The sequence below is a fragment of the Roseburia sp. AF22-2LB genome (assembly GCF_003461125.1).
GTDB classification, from domain to species: domain Bacteria; phylum Bacillota; class Clostridia; order Lachnospirales; family Lachnospiraceae; genus Roseburia_C; species Roseburia_C amylophila.
In genome coordinates this window covers 378,472-395,048 of sequence record NZ_QTWM01000001.1, presented here as the reverse complement: position 1 = coordinate 395,048, position 16,577 = coordinate 378,472, and the positions used below count along the sequence as shown (strand labels likewise).

The 16,577-nt window shown below is 35.2% G+C and carries 13 protein-coding genes; all 13 read right to left on the bottom strand.

The window, feature by feature from the left end; translation table 11 throughout:
- Positions 1–12 precede the first annotated feature (12 nt).
- On the bottom strand, positions 13–882 hold the full coding sequence (locus DWX96_RS01755) for a glycosyltransferase (protein ID WP_118056495.1): 870 nt from the start codon (positions 880–882) through the stop codon (positions 13–15).
- A 12-nt stretch (positions 883–894) separates the two neighbouring features.
- Positions 895–1,932: a GDP-mannose 4,6-dehydratase gene (locus DWX96_RS01750; RefSeq protein WP_118056496.1), complete on the bottom strand. Its 1,038-nt coding sequence runs from the start codon at positions 1,930–1,932 to the stop codon at positions 895–897.
- Positions 1,933–1,934: 2 nt separating this feature from the next.
- Positions 1,935–2,792 carry an NAD-dependent epimerase/dehydratase family protein gene (locus tag DWX96_RS01745; protein ID WP_118056497.1) on the bottom strand — a complete coding sequence of 286 codons (858 nt, stop codon included), beginning with the start codon at positions 2,790–2,792 and terminating at the stop codon, positions 1,935–1,937.
- A 3-nt stretch (positions 2,793–2,795) separates the two neighbouring features.
- Positions 2,796–3,797, bottom strand: a complete 1,002-nt coding sequence (locus DWX96_RS01740; RefSeq protein WP_118056498.1) for a GHMP family kinase ATP-binding protein — start codon at positions 3,795–3,797, stop codon at positions 2,796–2,798.
- A complete protein-coding gene (locus tag DWX96_RS01735; RefSeq protein WP_118056499.1) occupies positions 3,797–4,924 on the bottom strand; it encodes a glycosyltransferase in 1,128 nt (375 codons plus the stop codon). Before DWX96_RS01735 ends, DWX96_RS01740 begins: the two co-directional genes overlap by 1 nt.
- 63 nt (positions 4,925–4,987) lie before the next feature.
- Entirely contained in the window at positions 4,988–5,983 is a 996-nt protein-coding gene (locus tag DWX96_RS01730; RefSeq protein ID WP_118056500.1) for a glycosyltransferase family 2 protein, read from the bottom strand.
- A 16-nt stretch (positions 5,984–5,999) separates the two neighbouring features.
- Entirely contained in the window at positions 6,000–7,724 is a 1,725-nt protein-coding gene (locus tag DWX96_RS01725) for a hypothetical protein (RefSeq protein WP_118056501.1), read from the bottom strand.
- A gap of 19 nt (positions 7,725–7,743) precedes the next feature.
- Complete coding sequence (locus DWX96_RS01720) at positions 7,744–8,742, bottom strand: metallophosphoesterase family protein (RefSeq protein WP_158561798.1); 999 nt, start codon at positions 8,740–8,742, stop codon at positions 7,744–7,746.
- Positions 8,743–8,769: 27 nt separating this feature from the next.
- Complete coding sequence (locus DWX96_RS01715; RefSeq protein WP_118056503.1) at positions 8,770–10,329, bottom strand: glucosaminidase domain-containing protein; 1,560 nt, start codon at positions 10,327–10,329, stop codon at positions 8,770–8,772.
- Entirely contained in the window at positions 10,326–12,683 is a 2,358-nt protein-coding gene (locus DWX96_RS01710; RefSeq protein WP_158561799.1) for a glycosyltransferase family 2 protein, read from the bottom strand. Before DWX96_RS01710 ends, DWX96_RS01715 begins: the two co-directional genes overlap by 4 nt.
- Before the next feature lie 209 nt (positions 12,684–12,892).
- Positions 12,893–14,326: a hypothetical protein gene (locus DWX96_RS01705; RefSeq protein WP_118056505.1), complete on the bottom strand. Its 1,434-nt coding sequence runs from the start codon at positions 14,324–14,326 to the stop codon at positions 12,893–12,895.
- Between the two features lie 6 nt (positions 14,327–14,332).
- Entirely contained in the window at positions 14,333–15,232 is a 900-nt protein-coding gene (locus DWX96_RS01700) for a class I SAM-dependent methyltransferase (RefSeq protein ID WP_118056506.1), read from the bottom strand.
- Between the two features lie 22 nt (positions 15,233–15,254).
- Complete coding sequence (locus DWX96_RS01695; protein ID WP_118056507.1) at positions 15,255–16,565, bottom strand: ABC transporter ATP-binding protein; 1,311 nt, start codon at positions 16,563–16,565, stop codon at positions 15,255–15,257.
- Positions 16,566–16,577: the final 12 nt, after the last annotated feature.

The window sequence follows — 16,577 nt, the reverse complement described above, 5'->3', positions numbered from 1 at the left end:
AACCTCCGTAACTTACTTTCTAACTTTCATATATATATCATACATATATCTTTCAATGTATCCCAGACCAAAACATATCTCAAATATTATTCGTTCAACAATGCCTCCGTCTAAATAGTCTTGCAAATATATAAGCATACTTTTATGAAAATTTTTAAATGCCTTTACCTTTCCACCGTAATGTTTTTTTATTGATACCGAATGAAAATGGTCATACCTGCATTTTGGCAAAACGGCCTCTTTATAGCCGTTCCACAGAAGCCGTCTTGCCAAAATATTTTCTTCGCAATAAAGAAATGTTTTTTCATCGAATCCATCAATCTTATCATATGCCTCACGCGAAATAGCAAAAAAAGAGCCTTCAACTACACCAACTGTTTCAAAATGATTTTTACTACCTAGCATTTTGCTTTTTATCTTTCTTTTGTCCAGATTGAACCAAACCAAAAAAATAGATTCTATCAGCCCCCAAAACTTCGGTAAATTCCAAATATTATATCCTTGATTTACTATCGGTGCAACAACCCCTATATCTTTGTGGTTATTAGATAGCTTATCCATTTCTTGCAATACATGATTCTCAAACCGAACATCTGGGTTTGATATAAAGAACAACTTGGGATTATAATTTTTTTCAGCATATCTGCATCCAAAATTGTTTCCATATGCATATCCACCATTTTTATCAGTCTGTATAACATCTATTTTGTCTGATTTCAAACAGGTTAATTTAGAAAATGAACAATCCGTCGAGCAGTTATCTACAACAACAATTTTATCAATTGCATTACACGTTTTTGCCATTTCTACAAACTCCAACGTTGTCTCCGCATCGTTATAATTCAGTACTATCAAAAAATTCTTCAAGATTATGATCTCCATTAATAATACATATTATCTTGTCAAAAAATTTTCTCCATTGCTGATTCTTTTTCTCCAATAATTTAGCAAATCTTGCATTGTCTGTTCAAATGGAATCTGAGGTTCCCATCCAGTATGCTCTTTAAATTTTCTACAATCAGGCACCTGTAAATCAGCATCTATCGGTCTTAATCTTTCCGGATCAGTAACAACTTCTATTTTATCCTTCATTGTCGAGTATGAAATCAAAGTATTCAATGTATCACCAACTTCACATGTATATGATCCACCTATATTGTAATATTCTCCTGCAATAGGATTGACAGTAACTAACATATAGTAAGCCCTTACAGCATCTCTGACATCAGCATATGTCCTAAGTGATTGCAAATTTCCTACCATAACTTTTGGTTCTATTAATCCAGCCTCAATCATAGCAATCTGCTTTGCAAATGTGGACTCATGAAATACATCGCCTCTTCGTGGTCCTGTATGAGTAAACATGCGAGTAGTCATAACTGTCATCCCATAAGCCTCTGCATAATATCTTCCTAACAAATCTGTTCCAACTTTTGATATTGCATATGGCGAAGCTGGATGAAATGGACATTCCTCATTAATTCCTGCTTCTGGTTTTTTTTCTTTTGGAATTTTTCCAAACACTTCTGAAGATGCACATACATGAATAATCGGCTTATATGAAGAATCTTCTTCCATTGCCAAATGTATTGATTCTAACAGTCTGGCAGTCCCCAGTATATTAGTATTAAGTGTATCAATTGGTGCTGTAAAACTGGTTAATGGATAACTCTGTGCAGCCAAATGGAACACATAGTCAGGCTTTATTTTATTTACTACAGTAATTAATGATACCTGATCATTCAAATCGGCATACTCAAAAAATAATCTGTCTTTCTCATTTACCCTTTCTAACAAATGACTAACATTGTCTAACGGGCTTCTCCATCTGCAGACACCATAAACATCCCAATCCGTATTTTCTAATAGAAAATCTGCCAAATGTGAACCTACCATTCCTGTAATTCCTGTTATTAACGCCTTCTTTTTCATTTTTATTCATTCTCCATTTCTCTTTGTATTTTTGTTGTAAAACTTTCTCTTTTTAATATATTCATATCATATAGATATAAACTTTCCATCTGAGTTATGCTTGGCCTATTTTGATAAAAACTTTCATCTGGTACAGATATTGTGTATTTTAGCTTACCTTTCTTAATTCTATTGATTTCATCTGCAATTCTCACTCTGCTTACCAGCTCATTTCCAGCAACATTCAACACAAAATCCGTAAATTTCTCCCAGTTATTAATCATCCACTCTACAACCTTGACAACATCAGATACCACAATACAATTTCTGTAAAAAGGATGATAAACATCTGCTATCTCTCCCTTCTCCATACAGGACATACAATACGATACAAATCTATCCTTGCCCGAAGCTACATACGATAATCTAATAGCCTTAAAATAAGCTGATTGTTTAAATTCATCCTCAACCGCTTTTTTCATTCTACCATATGGAGTCTTTGCCATTGTTTCACTTTTTTCATTATAGATGAATCCATCAATATCTCCAAATACTGCATCACTTGAGAAAAATAGTACTCTTATATTTCTTTTTATTGCTTCACTTATAAATTTTGTTGTTCCTATTACATTTATATTCCAGCACATTTCATATTCCTTTGCACACATATCCGGTCCAGAAATTGCTGCTGTAAAAATAAGGTATGATAATCCATCCAATAAATCAAAATTAAATTTTTCGCAATCTTGTAAATCTAAATATATATCAGCTAAATCGCTTTTATCAAATTTTACCACCTTGGCAATATTGCTACAAGTCTCAAAATGTTCAATTAAGAATTGTGCGATATATCCTGTGCTCCCAACTATTCCTATGTTCACTTTTTATCCCTCATAATCTTCTGCTGTATACTGTATAATTCTCGAGCCACCATTTTCAAATTCGAACGGAACATGCAATAAACCACTCATTGCATTAATTAAATTCTGTTTATTTTCTGGCTTAACATAAAAAATCAAAAAACCTCCTCCACCAGCGCCAAGTAGTTTCCCTCCTAATGCACCTGCTTCGATTCCTTTCTTATATAATGCATCAATGCTTTCTGTACTAACCTTTTCCCCGGTAGTTCTTTTGAGTTTCCATGTGTAATCAAGCAGTCTGCCAAATTCATCTAAATCGCTATTCTTTTCCACCAAAATCTTTTCAGCTTCATCTACTAAAGAATACATTTCTTTTAACTTTTTTATTTTATTTTCATTCGACTCTCCTGCATTATTCGCTTTTTGTATATCAGATGAAAATCTCGTAAATCCAGTAAAAAACATAACTAAATTATAATTCAACATACTTTTTCGCTCTGGTGAAATAATAACCGGACTTACTTTATATCCATCCTCATTAAAATCTATTCTATTAAAGCCTCCAAATGCTGCCGCTATCTGATCCTGCCAGCCTCCAGCTTCCGCACATAATTCTCTTTCTAAGTAAATTGCTTCATCTGCCAATTTTTTCTTATCTACATATTTTCCTTTTAATGCATAAAAGGCATTTAACATTCCCACCGCAAATGAACTACTTGTACCTAGTCCTGACTGTGCTGGTAAATCAGCTTCATATGTCAATCGTAATTCATGCATATCCAACATTTTCATTGCATTTCTAATTGCAGGATGTTGAATTTCATCATATGTATTTACATATTCCATTCTAGAATATGTTAAATGGGTTTTATAATCAAAAAATCTCGGCAGATGTCTAACAGTAACGTAACAATATTTATCGAATGTTGTTGACAAAACTGCCCCTCCATACTTTCTAAAATAATTTTCCATATCCGTTCCCCCGCCAAAAAATGACATTCTAAACGGAGTTTGTGATATAACCATTAATTGCCTCCTTCTACGATTTCATCTAATATTTCGTTCATTCTATCCCAGCTAAATTTGTACGCTTCGTTTTCTATTTCCTTTTCAAAATGCCGTTTATCATTGCATTCATAAAATTTAACTATCGCCTGTCCAAGTTCTTCTGCATTAAATGGCGAAACAACATAGCCTGTCTTTCCATCCGCAACAACTTCTGGCAATCCCCCTACATTTGTAACAACTACAGGTTTTAAAAACTCATATGCAATTTGAACAATTCCGCTTTGTGTTGCAGATTCATATGGTAGAATAACCATGTCTGTTGCTGTAAAGTACTTTTCTACATCATCATCCGAGACATATGCATCTTCTATTAATATATAATTCTCTATGTTTAAATCTTTTATTATTTTTAAATAATGATCCTTTTCTCCTCCAAAATCACCTACAATATATAACTTTACATTAGGTATTTTATTTTTTATAATGCTCAATGCTTTTAATAAGTGCTTCAATCCCTTATATTCTCTAACCAATCCAAAAAACAATAACACAAATTCATTTTGAGCAACATTTAATATTTTTCTTGCATCATCTTTTTCCAGTTGACTCTTATTAAAAACATTATATGTGGGTATTACAGCCTTTTTATAACGTGCATCTTTTTTTACCGAAAGTAAGTCCTCTTCATCTAATTTGGAATGAACAATATAATACTTTCCCTTCTTCAGCGTAGCTTGAGTCAACAGTCTATCCATAGGAAATCTTTCATGTGGAAAAACATTATGACACACAAATAAAATTTCCTTTGTCTTTAATAAGCTGCATATTATTTGATAACACGGCGCAAAATACGGATGCCACCATTGAAAAACCACTAAATCCGGAGATAACTTATTTATCTTTTTTGCAACATGAACCCAGTTAAAAGGGTTTGCTGTATTTATACAATAGTTCGTACCTTCAACCTTAAACGTATCGCTTTCATAATCCTTTTGTTCTTTTTTATACATAAATTTAGGATATTGCATCTTATATGATAATGCAATCACTTCATGTTTTTTCGCAAAAGTCTTGCACATCATTCCCATATAGTGTGCTATCCCACCTTTATAAGGATACACAGGGCCAACCATTACTATTTTCATTTTATTTTTCCTTCCTACTTTCTTAGATTAAATACATAATCCTATGCATAAATAAAATTTTCTTTATGATAATGGAGCCTCATCTTTTGCCTCATCAAATGTATTATCCATGCATGCATCAGAAGAATAGTACATTTTTCTTACCTTATATTGTACATCCTGCATTATTTTTCTATTTGCAGATATTACATCAGCAAGCATACCCATTACAAAAGTTTGTACCCCTATAATGATAAGCATAGCACATAAAATCAACGATTGTACATTTCCTCCTCCTACACCGTTCACTAATCTAACAATATATCTGATTCCCAATATAATTCCACCTAAAATAGGAATTGTAGAAAGTGTAGTAAATGCCATCAATGGTTTATACATCATATAAGCTCTGATTATTGTAAGCATGGATTTCTTTATATAACCAAACATACTGCTGAACAGTCTTGACGGTCTCAGTTCAGCATTCGTACGTATCGGCACTGATGTCATGGCAATCTTACCACGCCCAGCCTGTACAATTGTTTCCAGTGTATATGTATATTCATTCACTACATTCATTTTAAGAGCTGCTTCTCTGCTATATGCTCTGAATCCAGATGGTGCATCTGGTATATCTGAATTAGAAGCCTTACGCACAACCCAGCTTCCAAAATGCTGTAATTTCTTTTTAAGCGGCGAAAAATGTTTTGTCTGATCAATAGGTCTTTCCCCTATGACTATATCTGCTTTTTTATCAATAATAGGTCTTACGAGTTTCTCTATATCTTCACCGCAATACTGATTATCCGCATCCGTATTCACTATTATGTCTGCTCCATGTTTCAGGCATTCGTTAAGACCTGCCATAAACCCCTTTGCAAGTCCTTTATTTCTCTTAAAGCTCACAATATAATGCACGCCCCAATTTCTTGCTACTTCAACGGTGTTGTCTTTACTTCCATCATTGATAATCAGATACTCTATTTTATCAATTCCATCAATATGTTTTGGTAAATCATTTAATGCTACCTCAAGTGTCTCTGCTTCATTATAACAGGGAATCTGTATAATCAATTTCATCTTTTAGTTCCTCACTTTATTTTTTTCTTATAATGTAATAATTTTCATTTTCATATAACACGGTACCTTCCATTGGTTCTGCCCATGCCATTTTATCCACAACATATGTCTTTCCACTTTCTATTTCATCCAGCTCACCTTCCGTGATTCCAGTAACTTTTGCTTCCATAAATTTTATCTGGAAAGCAACCGCACGATAACCATCTGTTGCACACACAGCAAACTCTTCTATTCCATTCTCACTCAAATAATCACACGCTACTTGAAACTGAGTCTCATAAAGCGGCATATTAATGACATTTGGTGTATCCTTATACAATTCCGCTACATGATAATTTGCATTATATCCACTAAATACACACATACCAGTCCATATGCCTATCAAAGCGATTTTTCCCATTTTTTTATAATTATAATATATGACTGCAATAAATATCATAAACGTAATTCCAACAATACTGCTTTGCATTACTGTAAAGCGATTCTGTGTCGAGAAATATGGCAATAACACTGCTGGGATTGCCCAATAATTAAATGCATTATTCTGATATATCCTCGTCATATATTCTACAAAAACAGACAATACAACGCTACCTGAAATAATCGCTATCCAGGTTTTTCTTTCAATGCCTCTACAACATTCTATCATTCCTAGCAGCAAAAAGAAAGCAAATACTGTTTCCCAGTATCTTCCATATATGTAAACATCATATCTCAATGTATCAAGCGGTACCTTTGCTAATGCCAAATCTAAAACTGAAACCATCTCTGTTCCGACCAATGCCAGTCCAACAAATACATAGAAATATTTCAAATCATTCTTTTCTTTTTTTTCTTTAATGTACGTTTTTATTCCACTGCAAATTCCAATCAAAACAATGCCAAATGACCCTATTATTGCATACCAAATTTCTCCCAATATACATTGTATTCCGGAAATCAAAAAATAAAAATTAACTTTGCTTCCAACATTTTGTGCTTGACTTGCATATGTATTATATGTATAAGAACGTCCTTGTTTCTCATGCACATTCAGGTACTGCAATACTCCCTGATTCAGTGCAAGCATAAATGCCAGCGGCAACAGAAGAATCAGCAAGCTCTTCCAATCTTTCTGCCGGATACTCCGTGCCAGCACAACTATTGCATAAGCAATCACAACTGCCAATGAACGGTTATGAATAATATAAGTGTATCCAACTGCCAACCCTGCGCAGATTCCCCACCGTATAGCATATGTTTTTAAATATTTAAGCACAAAATAAATACTTAATAGTACAAAGAAATAAAGCCACATCTCCGATAGCATAACTGCTCCCTGGAAAATATAACTGGTATAAAGTGATACTGCTGTTGCACATAAGAGTAACAGGTACTTATTTACATCCTGCGCCAACATTTTTGCAATACTATAACACAAAAGCAGTACTCCACAGCTTATCAGCACATTGAAAAGCATTGCCACCCGATAGACTGTTATTATATTACTGCTAAATGCCATCGGAATTGCCAGCAAGGCACTATATCCCCATGAATAAAAAGAACTTGCATTTCTCAATACGCCTGACCAGTTTCTTCCAGTGAACGTTGCTGCATGGGAAAGATACCCATATACATCACCTGAGAACCAGCCAGTAAACTGTGTGCTTGTAAGGAGATGTACAATAAAGCAGAACAGAACCGCCAGACCAACTGCAACTTTCTCTTTCTTTTTATCTGTCCATTGTATCATCCATTCCATAAATCTATCCCAATCCTTTCTACTCACTTCCTTGTACCTTAACTAATGCCCCCTGATTTAAAAAAGCAGGCTGTCCAACATACTCATATATCTTATCTGTCAGATTTCCACTCCATCCGGCATGCAGATGTCCCGCCAGAACTGCTACCACCGGACTGTCATCTGCTGTCAGCAGTTTTAAAAATTCTTCTGTTTCCGGCGTTAATTCATAGCCACAATCTTCTCCTAAAAGAAGCGATTTATTTACTGTTCCAAAATCACCGGCATCATACTGCACAACCAGTTCTCCATACTCATTTTGAAGTGTCTTCCTCAAATCTTCTGCCCCGGCTGTATAAATTGGAACATGACAGATTAAAATAATCGGTTTTCCCTTTTTATATAAGCTTTGAAAGCCCTCTAGAGCTTCTGCTGAAATCTGTGCAATTCCATCTACCTGATAATCCCGGATAGAAGCAACATAGAACTCTCCCATATCAAGGCTCTGGAACTCGCAGTTGTTATCTTTAAATACTTTAAGGAATGTTTCATCCGTATCCGCAAAGGTATTCTCCCACGGAATATAGGAATCATGATTTCCGTAGGTATATAAGTATGGCATCGTAAGCTCTGACATTTTTTTCTGAACGGTCTGTATGTTTTCTGCAGAACCATAATCAATCATGTCTCCGCCGGTAAGAAATGCATCGACTTTACTGTCATTGGCATACTGTATCCAATGTTCTATATTTTCTCCGGATGGTATCCCATTCTCATCACGAAAAGCCCTCGTTTCTGTATTTCCAAACCAACCTAAGTCTTCTCTATCTTCAAAAATTGCTTGGTCATCTGTCATATAAAGAAAAATATAACTTCCCTTTACTCCATCTATAGAAATAGGAACTGTCTCCATTTCCAAGCCATAATCTTCCGGTGCAATACTGTCTGTAAATGCAGTTTCATGTACTTCTTTTCCACATCCACTTAAGCATAATGCACTTATCAAAATAAGAATTGCTGCTCGTTTTCTACTCTTCATATTGCCCATTTCATCTACATCGCTTTCTTATCTGCCTTCTGCTCTTCCATATTGAACATAATGTCCATAATACCCCTTCCAGTCATTTCCGAATGCCTGCTGCAGATCCGCATACTTATTACGATAAGCGGCTACATCAAAGGCTGCGTTTCCTCTTCTTCCTTCTGTCATTCCATAATTTATAAAATGTGCAAGGACTGCTCTGTCATCATTTCCAAAGGCTGCTCTTATATCCGGATATAAATTGATATAATAATTATAATCATATACAGAAGAATAATCTACCCCATTATATACAGTCAACGGATTAACCAGTTCTGTTACGCCACTGGTTACACGTTTTTCCGATTTGCCGGCATATAGATAATGCAGATAATACTGCTTTAAATCCATTCCAAAAGCTGCCCTAAGATCAGAATACGCATTCCGATAAGAATTTATATCAAATGCCTCATTACCCTGCCGTCCTTCGCTCATTCCATAATTTACAAAGTGAGCAAGAACTGCCATATCATCATCTCCAAAGGCTGCCCGGATATCCGGGTATGCACTAATATAGTAGTAATAATCATAAACTGCCGAATAGTCCACACCATTATAAACTGTCACCGCATCCAGCCGGTCTACCGCACCAGAGGCAATTCTGTGTTCACTCTGTCCGTAATATACATAGTGAAGATAATATGATTTAAGGTCATTCCCAAAAGCCATTCGAAGATCCTTGTACCGGCGTTTATAAGAATTTACATCAAAATATACAATTCCCTGCCGTCCTTCCTTCATTCCATAATTCAGAAAATGAGAAAGCAGACTGTCGGAACTTCCGCCACATACGGCTGCCACATCCGGATTATGTAACATATAATAATCCGGGTTGTATACTGCCTCATAGTTCACTCCCTGATACCAGGTGGAATAGGTAGAATAATTCCGCATTCTTGCAATATAATCATTGACGATACTGTTTCCGTAGCCCCATGCAGTTGCCCAGCCGATTCCCGTTGGATTCTCATGTTTGCCAAGCCATTCCACATATGGTGCACTGCCTTTATTTACAAGGCTGTAACGCGGGTCTACGACTTCCTGATTCAATGGTTCCGATGTCGCATATGCTTTTAAATGCTGCACCTGGGCACGGATTCCCATACGAACGGTTGGAAAGCTGTTACCCGGATTGCCATTACCGGTGGCACCAAGTCCTGCAAAGTTAAACTGCTCAATATGGACATCTCCTCTGTAACGGAGAAATCCTGTTTCCTTCATTGCCTGTGCGAATGCCACCTCGGCACGGACGCCCTCTGCATTACATTCTTCCATATACATCATGCAGAATACATAAATATTTGGTGCATCCGTATTGGCGTAAAATGCCGGATACGCCTGATTTGCCTGATAATAATTAATCATCTGTCCAATGGTAACCGTTGTCGGTCCCATAATACTATATCCACCGTCATAATATGTATTTATAGTAGAATTGACCCCATTTACTACCTGCGTAGCTTCTGTCGGTTGTGCCAGCATGAAACATGCTGCCAGCACTAATGTTAATAACCTTTGCGCTCTTTTCTTTACTTTTCTCTTCATTGCATCTCCGATTCTTTCTTCAGTTCAAAATTTCCGGATAACAAGCTTAAATTAGGATTGTAATACTCGTCACCTTTTTCTAAAACATCTTTCCATTTTTTCGCCATATAATCTACTTCGCCCTCAAAACGATTTCGTTTCTCCAAAGTATCTTCCTTTCCTCTGGAAATAGACTCATGGTGATACAATAACGCTTCTGGATCATATACGATTAAATAGCCCGCTTTTCTTACTTTCAGACATAAATCGATATCATTAAAAGCCACTGCCAGCTTTTCTTCAAATCCCTTCACTTTCTCATAAACTTCTTTTTTCGTGAGCATACATGCTGCTGTTACAGCATTCAGATTCTGCTGGATAATTCCTCTTGCAAAATAACCACAATCATCTGCCGGATGTCTGGATAAAGGATGCCCGGCAATTCCACCCATGCCAATAATAACACCGGCATGCTGCACCATATTGTCCGGATAAAGCAATTTTGCTCCTACGATTCCAACTTCTTTACGTTGAACATTTGCAAGCATTTCACTCAACCAGTTTTCCCTGATTACTTCTATATCATTATTCAAAAACAGAAGGTACTCTCCATTCGCATACCTTACTCCAAAATTATTTATTGCAGAATAATTAAACTTGTCCTTCCATATTACAACCCGGATATTTTCACGCTGCTCTATTGTTTTATAATATTCAAATATTTCATTTGTTGTACTATTATTCTCTACAATAATAATCTCGTAATTTTTGTAATCTGTTTTCTGTATAACCGACTCTATGCAACGCTCCAGTATTTCTTTCTGGTCTTTATTCGGTATAATAATTGATACTTTCTTCTGTTCACGTATTGGATATATCACATGATAAAATCCCAGGTGCTCTGTCATTACAACCTGACAGTCATCCTCTCCCATGCGTTTTAAGTGGTCTTCTATTGCTCTTTTTCCAGCTTCATAACAATACATTTTGCTTTCCTGATTTGCTGCTGTTGAGCCCGGATGACAACGCCAATGATACAATACTTTCGGAACATGTTCTACATGCTTGCTTTGTTCTATACAACGCAATATAAAATCATAATCCTGTGAACCGTCATATTCTTTTCGGAAACCACCCACCTGGTCCACAATACTTTTTCTAGCCACAAATAAATGGCAGATATAGTTATTACTCCGAATCAAATCCAAATTATAATCTGATTTGAAATGAGGTTCAAAATAATCCTTTAAATCAAAAGAAACTTTATCTTCATCGGTATAAATGACATCTGTTTCATCTTTATAATGCTCATTCATCCATTTTACGACTTCATAAAGTGCATCTGGTGCCAGTATATCATCATGATCCAGTAATGCCATATAATCTCCCGTTGCGATAGACAACGCCGCATTGGTATTTCCTGCTATTCCGAGATTTTCTGAAAGGCAAAGCATCTTTATCCGCTTATCCTTTTTCTGATAACTTTCAACAACATTTTTAACGGTATCCTCTGTAACGCTGCCATCTCCAATGCACAATTCCCAGTTTTCATAGCTCTGATTTCTTACAGAATCAATCATCTCTTTCAAGAATTTTTCCGGTGTTTTATATGTAGGCACTATAATACTGATACATGGTTCATAATCCAGCTTTTCCGCCCTCTGTTTTTTCAATTTCTTGGCATTCGGGATATATTTTTTTCTCCATACATTATAAACCTCTTCTGTATCCTGAAACCGCTTTTTTATTCTGCCACAATACTTCTTCCATCCAAAGTTTACCAGATAATGCCAATCATCTATGAACAATTCTTCATCTCTATTCTTTAACATATCGAAAAGATTTTCATATTTTCTGTTTTCTTCTCTGGCCTGATCTACTAATTTATTGCATTCCACAATAAATTTTTCAGAAGTTTTTCCACCTTTTAAAACAACAGTATAAATGCCTTTATTTTTTTGCGTATTTTTCCACTTTACCTCAAATCCAAATTCTTTTTTACTTTTCTCTAACCCAAAATTTTCATTTACATCAGCCCGATACTTTCTTTTCAACATAATCGTTTCCTGCTGACCATCTTCATTTATAACACTCAACTCTACTGGTACACTGTCTATTTTCTGCATATCAATAACTGATGTGGCAAATCCCCAGCCATCAATAGATATAATTTCATTATTATATATGGTTTGCTCGATATAATACTTGATTTCAGGCTCTACCTCGAATTCCATATATTCCTTTAAGTTTGCCTCAAACAATATTTGTCCACTTTCAAATCCAATACCAATATTGCACTCGTTCTGATTCTCCACCTCAAATTCCACGTCTATTACAAAGCCGGAATTTAAGTTAATATTATAGTCTTTATACATTTTTTGGACATCTGCTCTGTCTATATATTTCATATACATTTCAGTTTGCTTATTATTTATATAAACCTGCAAATTTTTGTTTTTGCCACTTTTAAGAAATGCCCAACCTACAATTTGTAAATATGCCCTATTATCATCATTGACATAGCAACAAATTTTATCAATACTATAAATATATTCTTTTTCTTCAATTGCAACATGTTCTCTTATCATTTTTTCTTAACCCTTTTCATTTTATCTGCCATATCACGGATAGGTTTTGTTATTTTCCATGACCTTGAATTTATGATTGCTTCATACATTTCTTTATATTGTTCTATCTGGGAATTTAAATTTTCCTTTTCAAGTTTTAAATTCTCATTGTTTTTTGACAGTTCATTATTTATCTCTATTTGGTTCTTCAATAAAGCTTCTTTGTTCTTTCTTTCTTCTACTTCTAATTGTAATGCAGCTTGTCCCAGTCGATTCTTTTCTCTCTCATTCCTAATGATAAAATCTATATTATGAACGATATCTTTTGAAAAAGCATTTAAATTTATTTTTCTATAAACGATATTTAAGCATCCATCTTCTTCTCTTGCCTGCAATAAAATCTGCGGATCACTCGTTTCAAAGAAAAAAATCTTATTGGAGAGTTCAACACCATTTGTTTCTATCTTTTCTTTTTCTTCGCCCTGTGCATTATAAATATGTTCTATGCTAATGATACATGGCTCCTCAACCGGATCTAGTCGGAGTTGCTGCATTCCCTCTGGAATTTCTACTTTCACCTTCAGGTTTCCATCTTCTAATTCCTGCACTTTTTTAAAGTAAGAATTTTCTTCTTTAAAATTTCTATCCTTTCCATAGAATACCTGCATAGTTTCTTCAAGTTCAACTGCGGAAAGGATGTGATTTAAATCTACAGTTTTATGGTTCATCATTTTCGGCATATCGCGTAATGGAATATTATCATCCATGATATACTGTTGAAATTTCTTTTCCATTTTTGCAAATTGAATCTGTTCTTGTGTAGTTATTCCAACCATTTCCATCAAAAAATCCTGTTCCATATTTCTTCTATTTTCCAGGCGGGCATACCAATAAGCCAATGTACGATATACAACAAATTTTACCGGTATAGGAAATTGAAAGCTCCACTCATAATCAATAACTGTCCAGTTATTATCCTTTACGATAATATTATCAAACAGCATATCAATATCTGTTATTTTTAAAGCATACTGTGTTTCTTCAAAATGCACCATACCAAAAACTTTTTCAAAAGAGGGTGTAATTGTAAATACATCCTTATCTTTTAATCCATATATTTTTTGAGCAAACTCTGATATGATTTGAAAAACTTTGTCCATCTCATTTTTTTCAAAATATGAGTCAATAATTTTATCTAATCCATTCCCCTCTACCATCTCAAAGTTTATTTCATTATACTCTTTTTGGCATCCGGCAACATTAAGGGCTCCTTCAAATTGTCTTTTTAAAGGTGCATAATATGATGCTATATTTTTTATATGTTCTCTTGCGCTCTCCGTTGTCGCTCTTTTTTTTAAAAGCTTCTTATCCCCATTTGCAAAAATCTCTGTACAAATGGCGAATTGATTGGCTCTATCATTAGAATATTTAACAAAAAGAATTTTATCCATTCTCTTTTAGTCTCCTTTTTTTATCCTAAGCAAAAAAGAATTGGAAAACTCCGGGAAAAGTCCGGCACCAATAATTCCATCGAATGCTTTTGTCTCATCAAATAAAAGCAGACGGCTTCTGTCAAAATTTCTTATATTCATACTTAATTCCGCCTTCTTAGGCAGATATTCATCAGAATATATTGCCATCGGAAACTTATAATCCGGATATGGATAATAAAATTTATATTCCAGATTGCTTATTTCCTGTAATATATTCTCTATTTCTTTTTTTGAAAAGTTTCTCATCTTATGGTTATCAAAACCTATATAGTCCTGTATTCCAATAAAATAATCAGAATATAATTCTTCCTGACAACCTGACCAATACTTCATTCCTATACGATTATCACACGCTATTAGTATTTCTCCACCGTCTTTCAGATGATTAAATGCACTTTTTATAAATGTATGATATGGTTTTTCATCAGCAAAATAATCAGGTGCTTTCGAAAATGAGCCGACCATTACAATATAATCATAATCTCTCTCTAACTCATTTTCCATTTTATCATATGTTCCTGTAAACACTCTGAGATTTTCTTTTTTACTATTTCTGCATTCATTTATCTGTCTTTGCAAATCATTGTTTTCAAGACTTGTCACCTGTAATACTTTATCAGCAATACATCCTGTAACAGCCCCGCATTCTGCATCTATTTCTAATACTTTTGCATCTTTCTTAAAAGGATACCATTCCAGAATATTTCTTCGCATAGGCGAAAGATGATATAGAAAAAAGAAGTCCTTCTTTTCAGATATAATTTTCTGAAAATCATCCTCAGTATATTGCTGCACTATTTTGAGCAGTTCTTTCATTTTCTGGTTTTCAGTATTATTTTTTCCTACCTTTTCTACTATATTCAAATCCTGACCCTACAACTTTCTCTTACTCTTCTATCTTCTCCACTGTCGTAACAGAATTCATATCATAAAAACCTACGGTATTCTTATCTGAAACCACCGTCACATTGCATACATCATATAATCTGTGGTATACCTGGAACTCACCGCCTTGATATCCGGTACAGCTCATAGACAGAAGGTATTCCCCTCCCTGCAAAAACATATCCTGCTCAAAGGTTGCCACATAGGTTTCCCCAGCTTTTGCCAATGGAACATCCTTCTTTTCATACATGGTATTGGTTCCGGTTATCGCCACACCCTGGATATTCTTAAATGTATAAGTAAAGATCGGGTTCTGTATATCCTGTTTAAACTTCACCTTTGATTTCAGCCGGAAGCGGCTTCCTTTCATAATTGCACTGTTGTAATTCCCATTCTCATCTACAATTGCGAAATCAACTATTTCCGCCGCACCATTTCCATATTCATCCACATTTGGATTCAGATTATAATGATTCTTCCAGAGACCTTCACAAACCGCCTCTTTAATTTCTTTTTCTTCCTCTTCGTCAAATGCACTCATATCCATCTGATGTGCAGCTATCTCTTCTGCCTTATCCTGGTTTACCATGATACGTTTATACATGCCCACCATTTCCTTCGGTGAACCTTCTGCCAGTTTCTTTCCTCTGTTTAAAAGCACAACTCTGTCACAGTATTTGCTGATGCTGCCCAGATCATGGCTGACAAAAAGGATGGTTTTTCCCATTTTTTTAAAATCTTCAAATTTCTTATAGCATTTCGCCTGAAAGAATACGTCTCCTACCGACAACGCCTCATCGACAATCAGTATTTCCGGGTCAATGTTAATCGCTACCGCAAATGCCAGCCGTACAAACATACCACTGGAATATGTCTTGACCGGCTGATGCACAAAGTCACCGATATCTGCAAAATCAAGAATATCCTGCATCTTTGCATCAATCTCTTCCCTGGAAAAACCAATCATGGTTCCATTAAGGTAGATATTCTCAATTCCGGTATATTCCATATTGAAGCCTGCGCCCAGCTCCAACAGTGCAGAAATTCTTCCATCAATCTCTACATGACCACCGGATGGATTCAAGACTCCGGTAATAATCTTAAGAATCGTAGATTTTCCGGAGCCGTTGGTTCCGATTATGCCAACGGTTTCTCCTCTTTTTACATCAAAAGAAACATTATGCAGTGCATAATGTTCCTTATATAATTTCTTTCGTGTCAAGCCTAACGATTCCTTCAGTCTGTCTGAAGGTTTATCGTAAAGCTTATATAATTTACTTACATCATCTACTCTAATTGCTACTTCGCTCATATCCTATGCCTT